A 15929-nucleotide genomic window follows, 5' to 3' on the forward strand; every position below is an offset into this window, starting at 1 on the left:
CATGAGCGGCCTGCCGATCTTTCTGCAACCCGCGCTGGCGCGCGCCCTGGCCCTGGGGCGTGCCCATGCGGTGCTGCTCAGCGGCCCGGCGGGTCTTGGCCAGCTGGAACTGGCGCGCGCCCTGGCCAAGGCCTGGCTGTGCGAAACCCAGGCCGCCGGCCAGCCGGCCTGCGGGCATTGCCCGTCTTGCCATCTGGTGGAGCAGGGCAGCCACCCGGACCTGCGCTGGCTGATGCCGGCCGCCCTACGCGTCGAACTGGGCTTCGAGGAAGCCCCGGGCGAGGGCAAGGCCAAGCCGAGCAAGGAAATCCGCATCGACGAAGTGCGCGGCCTGCAGAGCTTCACCCAATCCACCAGCGGCCGGGGGCAGGCCAAGGTGTTGGCCATTCACCCTGCCGAGGCCATGAACACCGTGGCCGCGAACGCGCTGCTCAAGACCCTGGAAGAACCAGGCAGCGTGCTGCGCTTCGTGCTCAGCTGCGGCGCACCCGAGGAGCTGCTGCCCACCATCCGCTCGCGCTGCCAGACCCTGAGCCTGAGCGTGCCCGAGCCCGCGCTGGCGCTGGCCTGGCTGCGGGAGCAGGGCTTGGGCGAGGCTGATGCGGCGGCCCTGCTGCGCCTGGCCGGCGGCCGGCCCGGCCAGGCCTTGCAGTGGGCCCGCGCTGGCCTGGGCGCGGACCGGCTGGCCGAGCTGCCACAGCTGATGCTGCGCGGCGAGCTCGGCGGCTGGGAGGCCCTGGGGCCGACGCTGTTGGTTGATCTGCTGGGCCGGCTGGCGCACGACCAGTTGCGCCGCAGCCACGGTCAGGAGCCGCTCTACTTCAGCGCCGCGCACCTGCCGCCGCCCACCGCCAGTGCACGGCTGCAGCGTTGGGCCACCGAGCTGCGCGAGGCCCGCGCCAAGGGCGAGCACCCCCTGGTGCCGGGCCTGTGGATGGAGAGCCTGGCAGCACAGGCACAAAGAGCCCTGAAATCCGATGGTCGGCCCGCTGCTGCCGACAAAAGGCCCGCACTACACTCGACGCTGTGAGCGACATCCCAGCCAAGCCCCAAGCCGCCGCCCTGGCCCAAGCCGCCTCCGCCCCCGGTCGCGGCGGTGTGATCCAGCTCGTGTTCAAGGAGAAGGGCGCGCTCTACGCCGCCTACATCTCGCTGTTCGCCGACGGCGGCCTGTTCGTGCCCAGCACGCGCGAGCACAAGCTGGGCGAGGACGTGTTCCTGCTGGTTTCGCTGCCCGACGATGTGGCCCGCTACCCGGTGGCCGGCAAGGTGGCCTGGATCACCCCGCCCAATGCGGCCGGTGGCCGCACCCAGGGTGTGGGCGTGCGCTTCCCGAACGACGAGAAGACGCGCCAGGTCAAGCACAAGATCGAGGAACTGCTGGGCACCAGCATTTCCTCGTCCAAGCCCACCCAGACGCTCTGAGCGCCGCGGCCCTGGTCGGGGCGGCATGCCATGTTTATTGATTCCCATTGCCACCTCAACTCGCGCTCATTGCGCGAGCAGCTTCCGGATTTGCTGGATGCGATGCGTGCTGCCCAGGTTCAACAGGCGCTGAGCATTTGCTGCACGATGGAAGAGTTCCCGGATGTATTGCTCATGGCCGAGCAACACGCATGTGTTTGGGCCAGCGTGGGCGTCCATCCTGACAGTGAAGATGTGCATGAGCCTTCTGTTGAAGAGCTTGTGGTCAAGGCCAATCACCCAAAGGTCCTGGCCATTGGCGAGACCGGGCTGGACTACTACCGCCTGAACGGCCGCAGCATGGCCGAGATGGAATGGCAGCGTGAGCGCTTTCGCGTGCATATCCGTGCGGCCAAGGCCTGCGGCAAGCCGCTGATCGTGCACACGCGCAGCAGCGCGGCCGACACCCTGGCAATCCTGATGGAGGAGGGCGCCGAGACCGTGGGCGGTGTCTTCCATTGCTTCACCGAAGACCAGGCCGTGGCCGCCGCTGCGGTGGATTTGGGTTTCCACATTTCCTTCAGCGGCATCCTGACCTTCAAGAACGCCGAGGATCTGCGCGCTGTGGCCGCGGCCTTGCCGCGCGAGCGCGTGCTGATTGAGACCGACAGCCCCTATCTGGCGCCGGTGCCGTACCGCGGCAAGCTCAATCAGCCGGCCTACGTGCCCCATGTGGCCGCCCAACTCGCGCAGATCTGGGGGGTGCCGGTGGAAGAGGTGGCGGCCCTCACCACGCGCAACACCCAGCGCCTGTTCCGCCTGCCGGAGCCGGCCGTCGCATGCTGAACCGCCGGCTGGCCCTGCTGGGGGCGCTGGCGCCGTTGGCGGCTCGCGCCCAGCAGCCGGACCCGCTGCGTGAGTTCTTTCGCATGATCGAGCTCGACAGCCGCAGTGCGGTGCTGGAGGCCTTGCTGCGCGGCATGGACCCGAACGTGCTGGCACCCAACGGCCAGCGCCCCTTGCACTGGGCGCTGATGCACGAGTCCGGCCAGGCCCTGGATGGCCTGCTGGCCGACCCGCGCACCGATGTCGAAGCCGAGAACGCCAGTGGCGAGCGCCCGCTGATGCTGGCGGCCCTGCGCGGCCGCCTGGCCTGGGCCCAGCTGCTGGTGCGGCACGGCGCGGCGGTGGAGCCCAAGCGCGGGCAGAAGACCTGGGGCGCGCTGCACTACGCCTGCAGCGGGCCGGATCAAGGTGTCAGCACCTGGCTCCTGGACCAGGGAGCCGACATCAACGCCCGCAGCGAGAACGGCAGCACGCCGCTGATGATGGCCTTTGGCTACGGCAGCCTGGACAGCGCCGACGTGCTGCTCAAGCGCGGGGCGGACACCACGCTGCGCAACGACCTTGGCCTCGACGCCTGGGACTTTGCCCGCAAGGCCGGCCGCAGTGACGCCGCCCAGCGCATGGGCCTGCGCCCGACAAGCGTGTCAGAAAAACCCTGACAGCGGCTTCGGCCGCCAGTGACTGGCCGCGGCTGCGGCAGCTCCCTAGAGTGCACCCATCACTTTGGAGATTGCCATGGCGCACACCGACTTCAGCCCCATCGACGCCTTCACGCTGCTGGTCGACCCGGATCGCGTGGCCCAGGCTGTCGCCCATTCCGAACGCCTGGCGCGTCTGCGCCGGCGCGTATGCCGCCCCCTCGACAAGCCGCTCATTCCCACCGTGCACCGTACCAGCGTGTGGGACGACGACGAAGACTGGGATGCCCAGGCTGGTGCGGCAAGCGACGAGGCGCATTGACGCAGGTTTCGACTCCAGTTGCCTGCGTAGTTGACGGCCCTGCGGGGCCGTCTTTTTGTTTCCCATAACGCCGACAATGTGCATTATGTGAACCGCCGATACCGTTGGACGAGATGCTCGCTGGAGCCACCCGAAAGTCGCCCCTGCGCCTGGGACCGCACCGAGGCCACTCCATCAATCCGGCACCCGCTCCAGTTGCACCGCACAGACCTTGTATTCCGGCGCATGCACCCAGCGGTCCCGCTCCGAACTGGTGAGCCGGTTCAGCAGCACCGCCGGGTCGTGAAACGTCGCGAAGAGCTGCCCGGGCTGCAGCCGGGCGTCGATGCGCAGCGGGAGTTCGGCACTGCCGCGTCGGCTGCGCACGCGTACACGCTGGCCCTCGCGAAGGCCGAGGCGCTCGGCGTCGGCGGCGCAGAGGTCGAGCGTGTCGGTGGGTCGCAGCGCCTGCAGCGCACTGGCGCCGCTCATGGTGGCCGCGTTGAACTGGTAGAGGTTTCGACCGGTGCTGAGCAGCCAGGGGTAATCGGCGTCACAGACTTCGGGCGACGGCCGGTAGTCAAGCGGCCGCAGGCTTGTGCGCACGCCGTGACCAAAACGCTCCGCGTGCAGCACGCGAGTGCCGGGATCGTCTTCGTCGCGGCAAGGCCATTGCAGACCACCCCGATCAAGGCGCGCGTAGCTCAGGCCGGCACCGTCAGGCCAGACCTGACGCACCTCGTCCCATATCGCCTCAGCGCTCTCGAACTGCATACCCTCACCGCGCCCCATGCGTGCGGCCAGCGCGCCGAGGATCTGCCAATCCGGCAGCGACTGGCCGCGCGGCCGCAAGGCCGCCCGTACGCGCTGCACGCGCCGCTCGGCGTTCATGAAAGTGCCGTCCTTTTCGAGCGTGCTGCAGGCCGGCAGGAACACATCGGCAAAGCGAGCGGCGGTCTCGTTCAAGTAGAGGTCCTGCACCACCAGCAGGTCCAGGCGCTTCAGCGCCTGCCAGCTGCGCTGACTGTCCGGCAGGCTGAGCGCCAAGTCGTAACCCAGCACCAGCAAGCCGCGCACGCGCCCGGCTTCGGCGGCATCCAGCATCTGCATCAGGTTCAGGCCAGGGCGCTGCGGCAGCGCGCGGCCCCAGACCTGCTCGGTCCTGGCGCGTCCGGCCTCGATGGCGATGCCGCCAGCCAACGAGCCCGGTTCGCAACCCATGTGCGCCGAGCCCTGCACATTGTTCTGGCCCCGCAGGGGGTTCAGGCCGGCACCGGGCTGGCCGATCTGACCGCACAGCAGCGCCAGGTTGATGAGCGCCATCACGCCCTCGGTACCCTGGCCTTGCTCGGTCATGCCCAGGCCATGGAAGCACAGCGCCGGCCGCGTGTTGGCATACAGCCGCGCGGCCTGGCGGATGGCCTCGGCCTCCACGCCGCAGATCGCCGCGGCCCGCTCCGGCGTCCACTCACGCACCGAGACGGCAAAAGCCTCCAGCTCATCCACCCGCCGGGCAATGAAATCGCGATCGTGCAGGCCCTCGGCCAGCACCACCTGGGCCATCGCCAGCAGCAAGGGCAGGTTTGTCCCCGGCCGCAGCGCCAGATGCACGGTGGCCAGCTCGGCCAGTTCGGTGCGGCGCGGGTCGATGACGATGGCCTGCGCCGCACCGCGCCGCAGCTGTTGCCGGATGCGCGCACCCACCACCGGATGGTTCTCGTTCGGGTTCGCACCGGCCACCAGGAACAGGCGGGTGCGCTCGATGTCGTCGTAGGAACTCGTGGCGGCGCCGGTACCCAGCAGGGTCTTGAGCGCGGCCGCCGAGGGCGCGTGACAGACGCGGGCGCAGCAATCGACGTTGTGCGTGCCCAGCACATGGCGGGCGAACTTGGCGGTGAGGTAGTTGTCTTCGTTCGTGGCGCGGGCCGAGCCCAGCACGCCCAGGCTGTCGGCGCCGTGCGCGGCCTGCAGCGCCAGCAGGCGGCGCGCCACCTCGTCCAAGGCCTCGTCCCAGCAGCAGGCTTGCCAGCCGTCTTCGCGCCGGAGCATGGGCGTGAGCACACGGCGCGAGGACTGCGCAAAGCCCTGGCCGTAGCGGCCCTTGACGCACAGATGCCCCTTGTTGACGGGCGCATCCAGCACCGGGCGCACGCCCACGACTTGCTCATCTGCCGTGCCCAGCTCCAGCTCGCAGCCCACACCGCAGTAGGAGCAGACGCTACGCGTCCAGTGCTCGGCGCGCTCGGGCTGCAGGCCGCCGGCGTCGACCAGGGCCGCCGTGGGGCAGGCGTCCACGCAGGCGCCGCAGGCCACGCAATGGCTGGCCCCCAGGCTGCCGCCGGAATCCGGTACCAGCTGCACCCCTTCGCCGCGGCCCAGCTGGTGCCAGACATCCTGCCCCTGCAGTTCGTGGCAGACGCGCGCGCAGCGCTGGCAGCTGATGCAGCGCGCCAGGTCGACGTGGATCAGCGGGTGGGAGTCATCCACGCGGCTGCCCTGCCCGCTCGGCGCAATGCCCTGCGCGCGCAGCGCCTGGTGCAAGGCCTTCTGCGGGTGGCGCTCCAGGTCCTCAGGGCGGCAATGCGCGCCCAGGGCTTCGAGCCATTGGTGGCGGTAGGCCTGCAAGGCGGGGCTGTCGCTGCGCACCACCAGGCCTTCGCTCACCGGCAGGGCACAGCTGTTGACGGGATCGTCCTGTCCTTCGACCTCGACGCTGCAGAGGCGGCAACGCGGCGCTGGCGGCAGGCGCGGGTCGTGACAGAGCGCGGGCGGCGCATGGCCCAGACGCTGCAGCACCTCCAGCACCGACTCGCCCGCGCGGGCCTCCACCGCCTGCCCATCAATCCGGATCGTCACCGTCTGCATGCGCTCTCCTGTTGAACCTGGCAAGCATCGCGCCTTGGCGCGGGTTCGCCTTGTGGCGCGTCAAGCCCCACGCTCAAGGCGCGTCGGGGCGGTCTCGCGGCACCGCTTGCAGGTAGCTCGCCAGATCGGCGCTGCCCAGGGGTCGCACCATCACGCGCACCTGCTGGCTCAGCAGGCCCATCGGGATGCCTTCGCGCAAGCGCACGTCCTGGTAGCCCTGGCGCCGCCAGAACGCCTCGGCCCGTGCATTGCCCACCACCACGCCCAGGCGCAGCCAGCGCGCGCCGTGCGCCTGGGCATGCGCGGCCCAGGCGTCGAACACCTGGGTGGCCAGCCCGCTTCCGTGCGAACGGGCGTCGATGAGGAAGAGGCCGATGTGCCAGACCCCCGGGGCCAGCAGGTCCTCAACCCAGTTCAGGTAGCCGCGCCAGGCCCCGCTTTCGGCATCCAGCACCGCCAGCTGGTGTACGGGCCCCTGCGGCCAGTCGGCCGGCGGCCGCTCCGTCAGCTCGCTCAGGGCCTCACCGGGCAGCCAGTCGCGTCCGGCCACGAGCCGGCTGTAGTCCGGGTTGGCTTCCAGAAAGCGCTGCAGTTCGTCGGCATCGGCAGCGTCGATCGGTACGCCGAACCAGCCGGGCCCCGCCAACGATTTGGTGCGGACGACCCAGTCCGGCGGAGAAAAAGTTTCGTTCATACGCACAGCTTAGATCCGCACCCCTAGAATCCGCGCCGCTCAGGAGAGAGCCCGTGACGTTGGCGGGCCGCCGAAGGCGCAGGCGTCTGCAAGGATGCCGAACGCTCAGGCAAAAGGACTGGGTAAACCCGGGCGCTGCGGCGCATGGGTTCCGAGCTGGAGAGAGGCGCGCTGGTCGTTGCAGACGAAGGGCCGCCCACCGAAGGGGCAAGCGGGGAACATTCCGCCAATCTCTCAGGTAAAGCGGACAGCAAGGGCAAGCCGGGTTGATTCCTCCACGGGAATCGGCCATCGTGAAGACTTGTCCCAAGGATCCGCCATGAGCTCCACTCCCCTTCTGAAGACCCCGCTGCACGCGCTGCACGTCGAACTCGGCGCCAAGATGGTGCCCTTCGGCGGTTACGACATGCCGGTGCAGTACCGCGAGGGCATCCTCGCCGAGCACCGCCATACGCGCACCGCCGCCGGCCTGTTCGACGTCTCTCATATGGGTCAGCTGCGCCTGGTGGGTGCTCACGCCGCCGCGGCGCTGGAGACCCTGGTGCCGGTGGACATCGTCGACCTGCCCGTCTTCAAGCAGCGCTACGCGCTCTTCACCGATGAGAACGGCGGCATCCTGGACGATCTGATGGTCTGCCGCCGCCCCGACGACCTGTTCGTGGTGGTGAATGCCGGCTGCAAGGTGCAGGACACCGCGCACCTGAAGAAGCACCTGAGCGGCCGCTGCGAGGTCATCGAGTGCCCCGAGCGCGCGCTGCTGGCCCTTCAGGGCCCGCAGGCCGTCACCGCCCTGGCCCGCCTGGCCCCTGGCGTCGAGAAGATGGTCTTCATGGACGGCGGCTTCTTCAAGATCGAGGGCTTCGAGGCCTTCATCACGCGCAGCGGCTACACCGGCGAAGACGGCTACGAGATCTCCATCCACGAGCGCGATGCCATGGCCGTGGCCCGCCTGCTTCTGGATCAGCCCGAGGTCAAGCCGATCGGCTTGGGCGCGCGTGACACCCTGCGCCTGGAAGCCGGCCTGTGCCTCTATGGCCACGACATCAGCACCACCACCACGCCGGCCGAGGCCGCGCTGACCTGGGCGATCCAGAAGGTGCGCCGCAGTGGCGGCGCGCGCGCCGGTGGCTACCCGGGCTATGCGGTGATCGACCCGCAGCTGCCCAATACCCAATCCAGCCCGAAGCCGGCCACGCGCAAGCGCGTGGGCCTGGTGTCGAACGAGAAGATGCCGGTGCGCGAAGGCGCGAAGCTGGTGGATGCGGCGGGCAACGAGCTCGGCACTGTCACCAGCGGCACGCTGGGCCCCACGGTGGGCCACTTGGTGGCCATGGGCTATGTGGCGAGCAGCCACGCTGCCGTTGGCACCGAAGTGTTCGCCCTGGTGCGCGACAAGCGCGTGCCCATGACGGTGGCCGCCATGCCCTTCGCACCCCATCGCTATTTCCGCGGTTGATCCATTCCCACTTTTCAAGGAGCGCTCCCATGACGATCAAGTACACCCCCGACCACGAATGGATCCAGGTTCACGGCGATGGCACGGCCACCGTCGGCATCACCCACCACGCGCAGGACGCGCTGGGCGACGTGGTGTTCGTGGACCTGCCCGAAGTGGGCAAGAGCTTCGCGCCCAAGGAGATCGCCGGCGTGGTCGAGTCCGTCAAGGCCGCGGCCGACGTCTACATGCCGATCACCGGCGAGATCGTCGAGGTCAACGAGGCGCTGCGCGCCGACCCCTCCCTGGCCAACAGCGACCCGCTGGGGGCGGGCTGGTTCTTCAAGGTCAAGATGGCCAATGCCGGCGAGCTGGATTCCATGATGGACAGCACCGCCTACGACGAACTGCTGAAGAACAGCTAAGCCCCGCCCTGCTCTTCTCGGCCCGCTCGGGGAGCGGGCCGAGTTCCATCTGCCGAAGAGATTGACCATGCCCACGCCGCTGCACCTGCTTGAAGACGCCACCGAGTTCCACGCCCGCCACATCGGCCCCGACGCCGCCGACGAAGCCGCCATGTGCGCCGCCATCGGCGTGGCCTCGCGCGCCGCGCTGATCGACAAGGTGGTGCCGGCCAGCATCCGCCGCGGCCAGGGCATGGACCTGCCCGCCGCCTGCACCGAGCAGCAGGCGCTGGCGGAGCTGAAGGGCATCGCCGCCAAGAACAAGGTCTTCAAGAGCTTCATCGGCCAGGGCTACTACGGCACCCACACGCCGGGCGTCATCCTGCGCAACATCCTCGAGAACCCCGCCTGGTACACCGCCTACACGCCCTACCAGGCCGAGATCTCGCAGGGCCGCATGGAAGCGCTGGTGAACTTCCAGACCATGGTCTGCGACCTCACCGGCATGGACATCGCCAACGGCTCGATGCTCGACGAGGCCACCTCCGCCGCCGAGGCCGTGACGCTGGCCAAGCGCTCGGTCAAGAGCAAGAGCAACCGCCTCATCGTGGCGGGCGACGTGCACCCGCAGACCATCGAGGTCATCCGCACCCGCTGCGCACCCATCGGCCTGACGGTGGACGTGGGCATGGCGCCCGAGCTGATGAACCAGGGCGACTACTTCGCCGTGGTCTGCCAGTACCCCAGCACCACCGGCCTGATCCATGACCTGAAGGCCTTTGCTGACCAGGCCCATGCCAAGGACGCCGCCTTCATCGTCTGCGCCGACCTGCTGGCCCTGACGCTGCTGGTGGAGCCGGGCGCCTTCGGTGCCGACATCGTCGTCGGCAACACCCAGCGCTTCGGCATGCCGATGGGCTGCGGCGGCCCGCACGCCGCCTACCTGGCCTGCAAGGACGCCTTCAAGCGCTCGATGCCGGGCCGCCTGGTCGGTGTGTCGAAGGACGCGCAGGGCCACCCGGCTTACCGCCTGGCGCTGCAGACGCGCGAACAGCACATCCGCCGCGAGAAGGCCACCTCGAACATCTGCACCGCGCAGGTGCTGCCGGCCGTCGTGGCCTCGATGTACGCGGTCTATCACGGTCCGCAAGGCCTGAAGCGCATTGCCGAGCGCGTGGCCAGCTACACCGCCATCTTGTCGGCTGGTCTGCAGAAGCTGGGCCTGAAGGTGGTCACCCCGCACGCCTTCGACACGATCCTGGTCGAGACCGGCGCTCGCACCGAGGCCGTGCTGGCTGCCGCCGTGCAGGCCGGCGCCAATCTGCGCAAGGTCAGTGCCCAGCATGTCGGTATCGCCTTGGACGAAACCACGACGCGTGCCGACGTCGAGGCCCTCTGGTCTTGGCTGGCACCGGCTGGTGCCGCGCTGCCGAAGGTGTCCGACTACGCGCAAGGCGTGGAGAGCCTGATCCCCGCCCACCTGCGCCGCAGCAGCGCGTTCATGACGCACCCGGTGTTCAACACCCACCACAGCGAAACCGAGATGCTGCGCTACATCCGCAGCCTCTCCGACAAAGACCTGGCGCTGGACCGCGCCATGATCCCGCTGGGCAGTTGCACGATGAAGCTCAACGCCACCTCGGAAATGATTCCGATCACCTGGCCCGAGTTCGCGCACATCCACCCCTTCGCCCCGCAGGACCAGCTGACCGGCTACACCGAGCTGAACGAGCTGCTGACCGGCTGGCTCTGCCAGGCCACCGGCTATGCCGGCATCAGCCTGCAGCCCAATGCCGGTTCGCAGGGCGAGTACGCTGGCCTGCTGGCCATCAAGGCCTGGCATGAAAGCCGCGGCGAGGCGCATCGCAACATCTGCCTGATCCCGGAAAGCGCCCACGGCACCAACCCGGCCTCGGCCCAGATGGTGGGCATGAGCGTGGTCGTGACCAAGTGCGACAAGGAAGGCAACATCGACCTGGCCGACCTGAAGGCGCAGTGCGAGAAGCACGCCGCCAACCTGGCCGCCATCATGATCACCTACCCCTCCACCTATGGCGTGTTCGACACCCATGTGAAGGAGATCTGCGCGGTGGTGAAGGCACATGGCGGCCGCGTGTACGTGGACGGCGCCAACATGAACGCCCTGGTCGGCGTGGCCGCGCCGGGCCAGTTCGGTGGCGATGTCTCGCACCTGAACCTGCACAAGACCTTCTGCATCCCGCACGGTGGCGGCGGCCCGGGCGTCGGCCCCGTCTGCGTGGTGGAAGACCTGGTGCCCTTCCTGCCGGCGCACCGCACGGCCGGTTTGGGCAAGGAGACGAATATCGGCGCCGTCTCGGCCGCGCCGCTGGGCAATGCCGCCGTGCTGCCGATCAGCTGGATGTACATCCGCATGATGGGCGCCGACGGCCTGACCAAGGCCACCGAAACCGCCATCCTGAGCGCCAACTACATCGCCGCGCGCCTCTCGGAGCACTACGACATCCACTTCAGCGGCGGCATCGCCGGCGTCAAGGGTGGTGGCGTGGCGCACGAGTGCATCCTGGACCTGCGCCCGCTGAAGGACAGCAGCGGCGTCAGCGCTGAGGACGTGGCCAAGCGCCTGATCGACTACGGCTTCCACGCCCCCACGCTGAGCTTCCCGGTGGCCGGCACGCTGATGGTGGAGCCCACCGAGAGCGAGTCGCGCTACGAGCTGGATCGCTTCATCGACGCCATGGTGGCCATCCGCCAGGAAATCGAGATGGTCGAGGCCGGTGAGTGGAGCCGCGAGGACAACCCGCTGGTCAACGCCCCGCACACGGCCCTGGTCTGCGGCGCCAACGAGTGGACCCACGCCTACGGTCGCGAAGTGGCCGCCTTCCCGGTGCCCAGCCTGCGCCGCGCCAAGTACTGGGCGCCGGTGGGCCGGGTGGACAACGTCTACGGCGACCGCAATCTGTTCTGCAGCTGCGTGCCCATGTCGGCCTTCGCCGACGAGCAGGAGTAAGCGCCATGGCCGTGTCGGTTTTCGACCTGTTCAAGATCGGTATCGGCCCCTCGAGCAGCCACACCGTGGGCCCGATGCGGGCGGCGCGCCTGTTCGGGCTGCGCCTGCACTCCGAGGGCCTGCTGGAGGCGACCGCGCGGGTGCAGGTGATCCTCTACGGTTCGCTCGGCGCCACCGGCAAGGGGCACGGCTCGGACAAGGCCGTGCTCCTGGGACTGGCCGGGCATGAGCCGGACACGGTGGACATCGAGGCCATCCCTGAGTACCTCGCCACGATCCGTGCCGGCCAGCTCAATCTGGTCGGCCAGAAGGCGCTGGGCTTCAACGAGGCAACCGATCTGGTTTTCAAGCGCCGTGAGTCCCTGCCCTTCCATGCCAACGGCATGCGCTGCCTGGCCTTCGATGCCACCGGCGCCGAGATCGCCAACCGCGTCTACTACTCGGTGGGCGGCGGTTTCATCGTCAGCGACGAAGTGGCGGCCGACGGCAGCAAGCAGAAGGTCATCGCCCCCGATGTGACCGTGCTGCCCTACCCCTTCAAGACCGGCGACGAGTTGCTGGCCTTGACGAAGAAGTACGGCCTCTCGATCGCCGAGATCATGCGGCGCAACGAGGGCCATTGGCGCAGCGACGAGGAGACCCGCGCCGGCCTGCTGAAGATCTGGGAGGTGATGCAGGACTGCGTCAGCCGTGGCTGCCGTACCGAGGGCATCCTGCCGGGCGGGTTCAAGGTCAAGCGCCGCGCGGCCGATCTGCATGCCCAGCTGACGGCCAACCCCGAAGCCGCGTTGCGCGACCCGCTGCAGGTGATGGACTGGGTCAACCTCTACGCCCTGGCGGTCAACGAAGAGAACGCCGCCGGCGGCCGCGTCGTCACCGCGCCCACCAACGGCGCGGCCGGCATCGTGCCCGCCGTGCTGCACTACTACTCGCGCTTCGTGCACGGCGCTACCGAGCAGGGTGTGGTCGACTTCCTGCTCACCGCCGCCGCCATCGGCATCCTCTACAAGGAAAACGCCAGCATCAGCGGCGCCGAGGTGGGTTGCCAGGGCGAAGTGGGCGTGGCCTGCTCGATGGCCGCCGGTGCGTTGTGCGCGGTGATGGGCGGCACGCCCGAGCAGGTGGAGAACGCCGCCGAGATCGGCATGGAACACCACCTCGGCCTGACCTGCGACCCGGTGGGCGGCCTGGTGCAGATCCCCTGCATCGAGCGCAACGCCATCGCCTCGGTCAAGGCCATCAATGCCGCGCGCATGGCTTTGCGGGGTGACGGCACGCACTTCGTCAGCCTGGACAAGGTCATCAAGACCATGCGCGACACCGGCGCGGACATGATGACCAAGTACAAGGAAACGGCGCGGGGCGGCCTGGCGGTCAACATCGTCGAGTGCTGAAGCCGGTGGCGCGGGCCGGGCGTGTGAATAAGCTCGCGCTCCCGCGCCCCGACGATCCCCCAAGCGGGAGGTAGGGCGGCTGGCGGCGTGACGAGCCGCCCCGCCCACCCCCACAATCGATCTCCACCGCTGCTGGAGATCGCCCATGGCAACCCTCACCGAAGTCACCACCCAGCCGTCCTCGGGCCTGGTGCATATCGATGCACTGCTGGACAGCGGCCCGGGCTGGAACTGGCTCACCCCCGCGCGGACGACGATCTACTACACGTTCTCGCTCGCCGCGGCCAATCCGAACGCGGGCGGCTCCATCAGCGGCGCCACCTCGGCCTTCAATGCGACCCAGGAGGCCGCCGCAGTGTCCGCCCTGGCGGTGCTGACACAGATCACCGGCATCACCTTCGCGTTGACCACCGATGCGAACCAGGCCGATCTGCACTTCTGCGCGGCCGACATCACCGAAGTCCAGAGCATCGGCCTGTGCAGCTGGAACTCCAGCTACTCGATCTCCGGCAACACCATCGTCAGCTACCGCGCCGACGCCTGGATTTACCTCGACAACGCCAACCACGCCGCCGGCACCAGCGCCCCGTCGCCAGGCACCTCAGGTTTTGAGGTGCTGCTGCACGAGCTGGGTCACGCCATGGGACTCAAGCACCCCTTCTCGGGTTCGGTGGTGCTGCCGGGTGCTCAGGACAACACCGCCAACACCCTCATGTCGTACACCGATGTGGGCGGGCCCTACAGCAACTACAACCCTTATGACATCGCCGCGCTGCGCTATCTGTACGGCAATGACGGCCTGGGCGGGGCGCTGGGCTCCAGTTCTGCCGGCCGCTACATCACGGGCACCACGGCGGCCGACACGCTGACGGGCGGCGCCGGCGACGACCTGCTGGAAGGCAGCCTGGGCAACGATGCGCTGACCGGGGGCAGCGGAACCGACACCGCCCGCTTCAGCGGCAACCGGGCCGGTTACACCATCACCACGGTGGGCGCCACCACCACGGTCAGCGGTCCGGATGGCACGGACACGCTGGGCGGCGTGGAGCGCCTGCAGTTCAACGACCAGGTTGTCGTGCTTTCGGCGGGCGGCAGCAACAACGCGCCCACCGGCACCATCACCATCACCGGCACGCCGACACAGGGCGTCGCCCTGAGCACGAGCTCCACGATTGCCGATGCCGACGGCCTGGGCAGCCTGGCCTACACCTGGCAGATGGAATCGGGCAGCAATTGGGTGGACATCGCCGGCGCCACCGCCAGCAGCTTCACGCCTCAGGAGGCCCAGGTGGGCGCACGGCTGCGCGTGGTGGTGCGCTACACCGATACCGCCGGCACCGCGGAAGTGGTGACGGGCCCGGCCAGCGCGGCGGTCGCCAACGTCAATGACCCGCCCAGCGGCGTGGTCGCCATCTTCGGCGACGCCCGACAGGGCGCCGTGTTGAACGCTCAGAACGATCTGAGCGACCCCGACGGGCTCGGTCCCCTGAACCTGCGCTGGCAAAGCTCCGCCGACGGCGGGCAGACCTGGACCGACATTGCCGGCGCGACGGCGGACCGCTTCACGCCCACCGAAGCCCAGGTCGGCCGCCTGCTGCGCGCCCGCATCGACTACACCGACGCCCGCGGCACCGCCGAGGCCGTCACCAGCCTGCCGACGGCGGCCATCGCGAACAGCAACGACGCCCCGACCGGCAGCCTGCTGATCACCGGCACCGTGCGCCAGGGCGAAACCCTGCAGGCCAACGCCAGCCAGTTGGCCGACGCCGACGGGCTAGGCCCGTTCACGCTGCGCTGGCAGCTCTCCAGCGATGGCCAGCAGTGGACCGAGCTGGCCACCGGATCCAGCTACACCCCAGGAGAGGCCCAGGTGGGCAAGCAGCTGCGCCTGCAGGCCAGCTACACCGATGCCCGCGGCACCGCTGAGACCGTGCTGTCCAGCGCCAGCGTGGTGGCAAACGTGAACGACGCGCCGGTGGGCAGCGTCACGCTCGCGGGCCTGGCCGAGCAAGGCCAGAGCCTCAGCGCCACGGCCAGCGTGCAGGATGCCGATGGCCTCGGCACGTTCAGCTTCGAATGGCAGCGCTCCAGCAATGGCAGCACCTGGACCGCCGTGACCGGTGCGACATCCAGCAGCCTCAGCCTAGGCGAGAGCCTGGTCGGCATGCAGTTGCGGGCCCTGGTGCGCTACACCGACGGGCATGGCACAAGCGAAACGGTGACTTCGACGCCCTCGCTCGCCGTGCTGGGCGTACAAGTTGGCGGCAGCGGCGCCGATACCCTGACCGGCAGCGCCTTTGCCGACCGCCTGGACGGTGGGGCGGGGAACGATCTGCTGCAGGGCGGTGGCGGGGACGACCGCCTGATTGGCGGCGCCGGGCTCGACAAAGCCCGCTACACCGGTGCGCGGGCCGACTACACCGTCACTCCGGGCGCGTTCCAGGTGCAGGCCAAGTCCGGCACCGAGGGCAAGGACAGCCTGGACGGCATCGAACGCCTGCTGTTCACCGATCAGGCCCGCGCCTTCGACCTGAACGGCCACGCCGGCACGGTGGCGCGCATCCTGGGTTCGGTGTTCGGACCGGCCGCAGTGGCCAACGCGCAGTACGCCGGCATCGGCCTGAGCCTGCTGGATGGCGGCATGGCCCTGCCCGACCTGATGAGCCTGGCGCTCGATACCCGACTGGGGCCAGGCTACAGCCGCAGCGCGGAAGTGGACCTGCTGTTCCGCAACCTCGTCGGCCGCGCCCCCGACAGCCAGGAGCTGGCCTACTGGGTGGGTACGCTGGAGCGCGGCGAGTTCACGGCCATCAGCCTGGCGCAAATGGCCACCGATCTCGAGCTCAATGCCCTCAACATCAACCTGATCGGGCTGGCGCAGGACGGTCTGCCCTACTTGCCGGTCTGAATTCGGCTCCTGCCCGCAACACCGGGGTGGCAAATCAGGACGCGTGAGCTA

At 69.0% G+C, this 15929-nt stretch carries 12 protein-coding genes and 2 riboswitches; of the genes, 10 read left to right on the top strand and 2 right to left on the bottom strand.

Annotation, left to right across the window (positions count from 1 at the left end; translation table 11 throughout):
- Position 1: 1 nt before the first annotated feature.
- The 5 genes from holB to I7X39_RS01900 all read left to right on the top strand — a co-directional run bounded on the left by holB (position 2) and on the right by I7X39_RS01900 (position 3210).
- Entirely contained in the window at positions 2-1030 is a 1029-nt protein-coding gene (holB, locus tag I7X39_RS01880; RefSeq protein ID WP_198109248.1) for a DNA polymerase III subunit delta', read from the top strand.
- 5 nt (positions 1031-1035) lie between these two features.
- Positions 1036-1425 carry a PilZ domain-containing protein gene (locus I7X39_RS01885; RefSeq protein ID WP_375140729.1) on the top strand — a complete coding sequence of 130 codons (390 nt, stop codon included), beginning with the start codon at positions 1036-1038 and terminating at the stop codon, positions 1423-1425.
- 30 nt (positions 1426-1455) lie between these two features.
- On the top strand, positions 1456-2250 hold the full coding sequence (locus I7X39_RS01890; RefSeq protein ID WP_198109249.1) for a TatD family hydrolase: 795 nt from the start codon (positions 1456-1458) through the stop codon (positions 2248-2250).
- On the top strand, positions 2244-2909 hold the full coding sequence (locus tag I7X39_RS01895) for an ankyrin repeat domain-containing protein (RefSeq protein WP_198109250.1): 666 nt from the start codon (positions 2244-2246) through the stop codon (positions 2907-2909). The genes I7X39_RS01890 and I7X39_RS01895 overlap by 7 nt, the downstream gene beginning before the upstream one ends.
- A 76-nt stretch (positions 2910-2985) precedes the next feature.
- Positions 2986-3210 carry a hypothetical protein gene (locus tag I7X39_RS01900; RefSeq protein WP_198109251.1) on the top strand — a complete coding sequence of 75 codons (225 nt, stop codon included), beginning with the start codon at positions 2986-2988 and terminating at the stop codon, positions 3208-3210.
- A gap of 174 nt (positions 3211-3384) precedes the next feature.
- Here I7X39_RS01900 and fdhF read toward each other — a convergent pair whose 3' ends face one another.
- On the bottom strand, positions 3385-6054 hold the full coding sequence (gene fdhF, locus I7X39_RS01905; protein ID WP_198109252.1) for a formate dehydrogenase subunit alpha: 2670 nt from the start codon (positions 6052-6054) through the stop codon (positions 3385-3387).
- Between the two features lie 73 nt (positions 6055-6127).
- Positions 6128-6748, bottom strand: a complete 621-nt coding sequence (locus tag I7X39_RS01910; protein ID WP_198109253.1) for a GNAT family N-acetyltransferase — start codon at positions 6746-6748, stop codon at positions 6128-6130.
- 30 nt (positions 6749-6778) lie between these two features.
- Positions 6779-6879, top strand: a riboswitch (glycine riboswitch).
- 15 nt (positions 6880-6894) lie between these two features.
- Positions 6895-7009, top strand: a riboswitch (glycine riboswitch).
- A 58-nt stretch (positions 7010-7067) separates the two neighbouring features.
- Between I7X39_RS01910 and gcvT the strand changes: the two genes are divergently transcribed.
- From gcvT to I7X39_RS23565, 5 genes are all read left to right on the top strand, one after another.
- Complete coding sequence (gcvT, locus tag I7X39_RS01915) at positions 7068-8204, top strand: glycine cleavage system aminomethyltransferase GcvT (protein WP_198109254.1); 1137 nt, start codon at positions 7068-7070, stop codon at positions 8202-8204.
- Between the two features lie 29 nt (positions 8205-8233).
- Positions 8234-8608 (top strand): glycine cleavage system protein GcvH, encoded by a 375-nt coding sequence (gene gcvH / locus I7X39_RS01920; RefSeq protein WP_198109255.1) that lies wholly within the window; start codon positions 8234-8236, stop codon positions 8606-8608.
- Between the two features lie 67 nt (positions 8609-8675).
- Positions 8676-11576, top strand: coding sequence for an aminomethyl-transferring glycine dehydrogenase (gene gcvP / locus I7X39_RS01925; RefSeq protein WP_198109256.1), 2901 nt, complete (start codon positions 8676-8678; stop codon positions 11574-11576).
- Between the two features lie 5 nt (positions 11577-11581).
- Positions 11582-12970 (top strand): L-serine ammonia-lyase, encoded by a 1389-nt coding sequence (locus I7X39_RS01930; RefSeq protein ID WP_198109257.1) that lies wholly within the window; start codon positions 11582-11584, stop codon positions 12968-12970.
- 145 nt (positions 12971-13115) lie between these two features.
- A complete protein-coding gene (locus tag I7X39_RS23565) occupies positions 13116-15878 on the top strand; it encodes a reprolysin-like metallopeptidase (RefSeq protein ID WP_310739831.1) in 2763 nt (920 codons plus the stop codon).
- Positions 15879-15929 lie beyond the last annotated feature (51 nt).

The organism is Inhella proteolytica (assembly GCF_016093275.1).
Taxonomy (GTDB): domain Bacteria; phylum Pseudomonadota; class Gammaproteobacteria; order Burkholderiales; family Burkholderiaceae_C; genus Inhella; species Inhella proteolytica.

What these genes read in the sequence shown, in the direction of transcription:
- holB (WP_198109248.1), top strand. Translation starts at nt 2, where the DNA reads ATGAGCGGCCTGCCGATCTTTCTGCAACCCGCGCTGGCGCGCGCCCTG.
- I7X39_RS01890 (WP_198109249.1), top strand. Translation starts at nt 1,456, where the DNA reads ATGTTTATTGATTCCCATTGCCACCTCAACTCGCGCTCATTGCGCGAG.
- I7X39_RS01895 (WP_198109250.1), top strand. Translation starts at nt 2,244, where the DNA reads ATGCTGAACCGCCGGCTGGCCCTGCTGGGGGCGCTGGCGCCGTTGGCG.
- I7X39_RS01900 (WP_198109251.1), top strand. Translation starts at nt 2,986, where the DNA reads ATGGCGCACACCGACTTCAGCCCCATCGACGCCTTCACGCTGCTGGTC.
- fdhF (WP_198109252.1), bottom strand. Translation starts at nt 6,054, where the DNA reads ATGCAGACGGTGACGATCCGGATTGATGGGCAGGCGGTGGAGGCCCGC.
- I7X39_RS01910 (WP_198109253.1), bottom strand. Translation starts at nt 6,748, where the DNA reads ATGAACGAAACTTTTTCTCCGCCGGACTGGGTCGTCCGCACCAAATCG.
- gcvT (WP_198109254.1), top strand. Translation starts at nt 7,068, where the DNA reads ATGAGCTCCACTCCCCTTCTGAAGACCCCGCTGCACGCGCTGCACGTC.
- gcvH (WP_198109255.1), top strand. Translation starts at nt 8,234, where the DNA reads ATGACGATCAAGTACACCCCCGACCACGAATGGATCCAGGTTCACGGC.
- gcvP (WP_198109256.1), top strand. Translation starts at nt 8,676, where the DNA reads ATGCCCACGCCGCTGCACCTGCTTGAAGACGCCACCGAGTTCCACGCC.
- I7X39_RS01930 (WP_198109257.1), top strand. Translation starts at nt 11,582, where the DNA reads ATGGCCGTGTCGGTTTTCGACCTGTTCAAGATCGGTATCGGCCCCTCG.
- I7X39_RS23565 (WP_310739831.1), top strand. Translation starts at nt 13,116, where the DNA reads ATGGCAACCCTCACCGAAGTCACCACCCAGCCGTCCTCGGGCCTGGTG.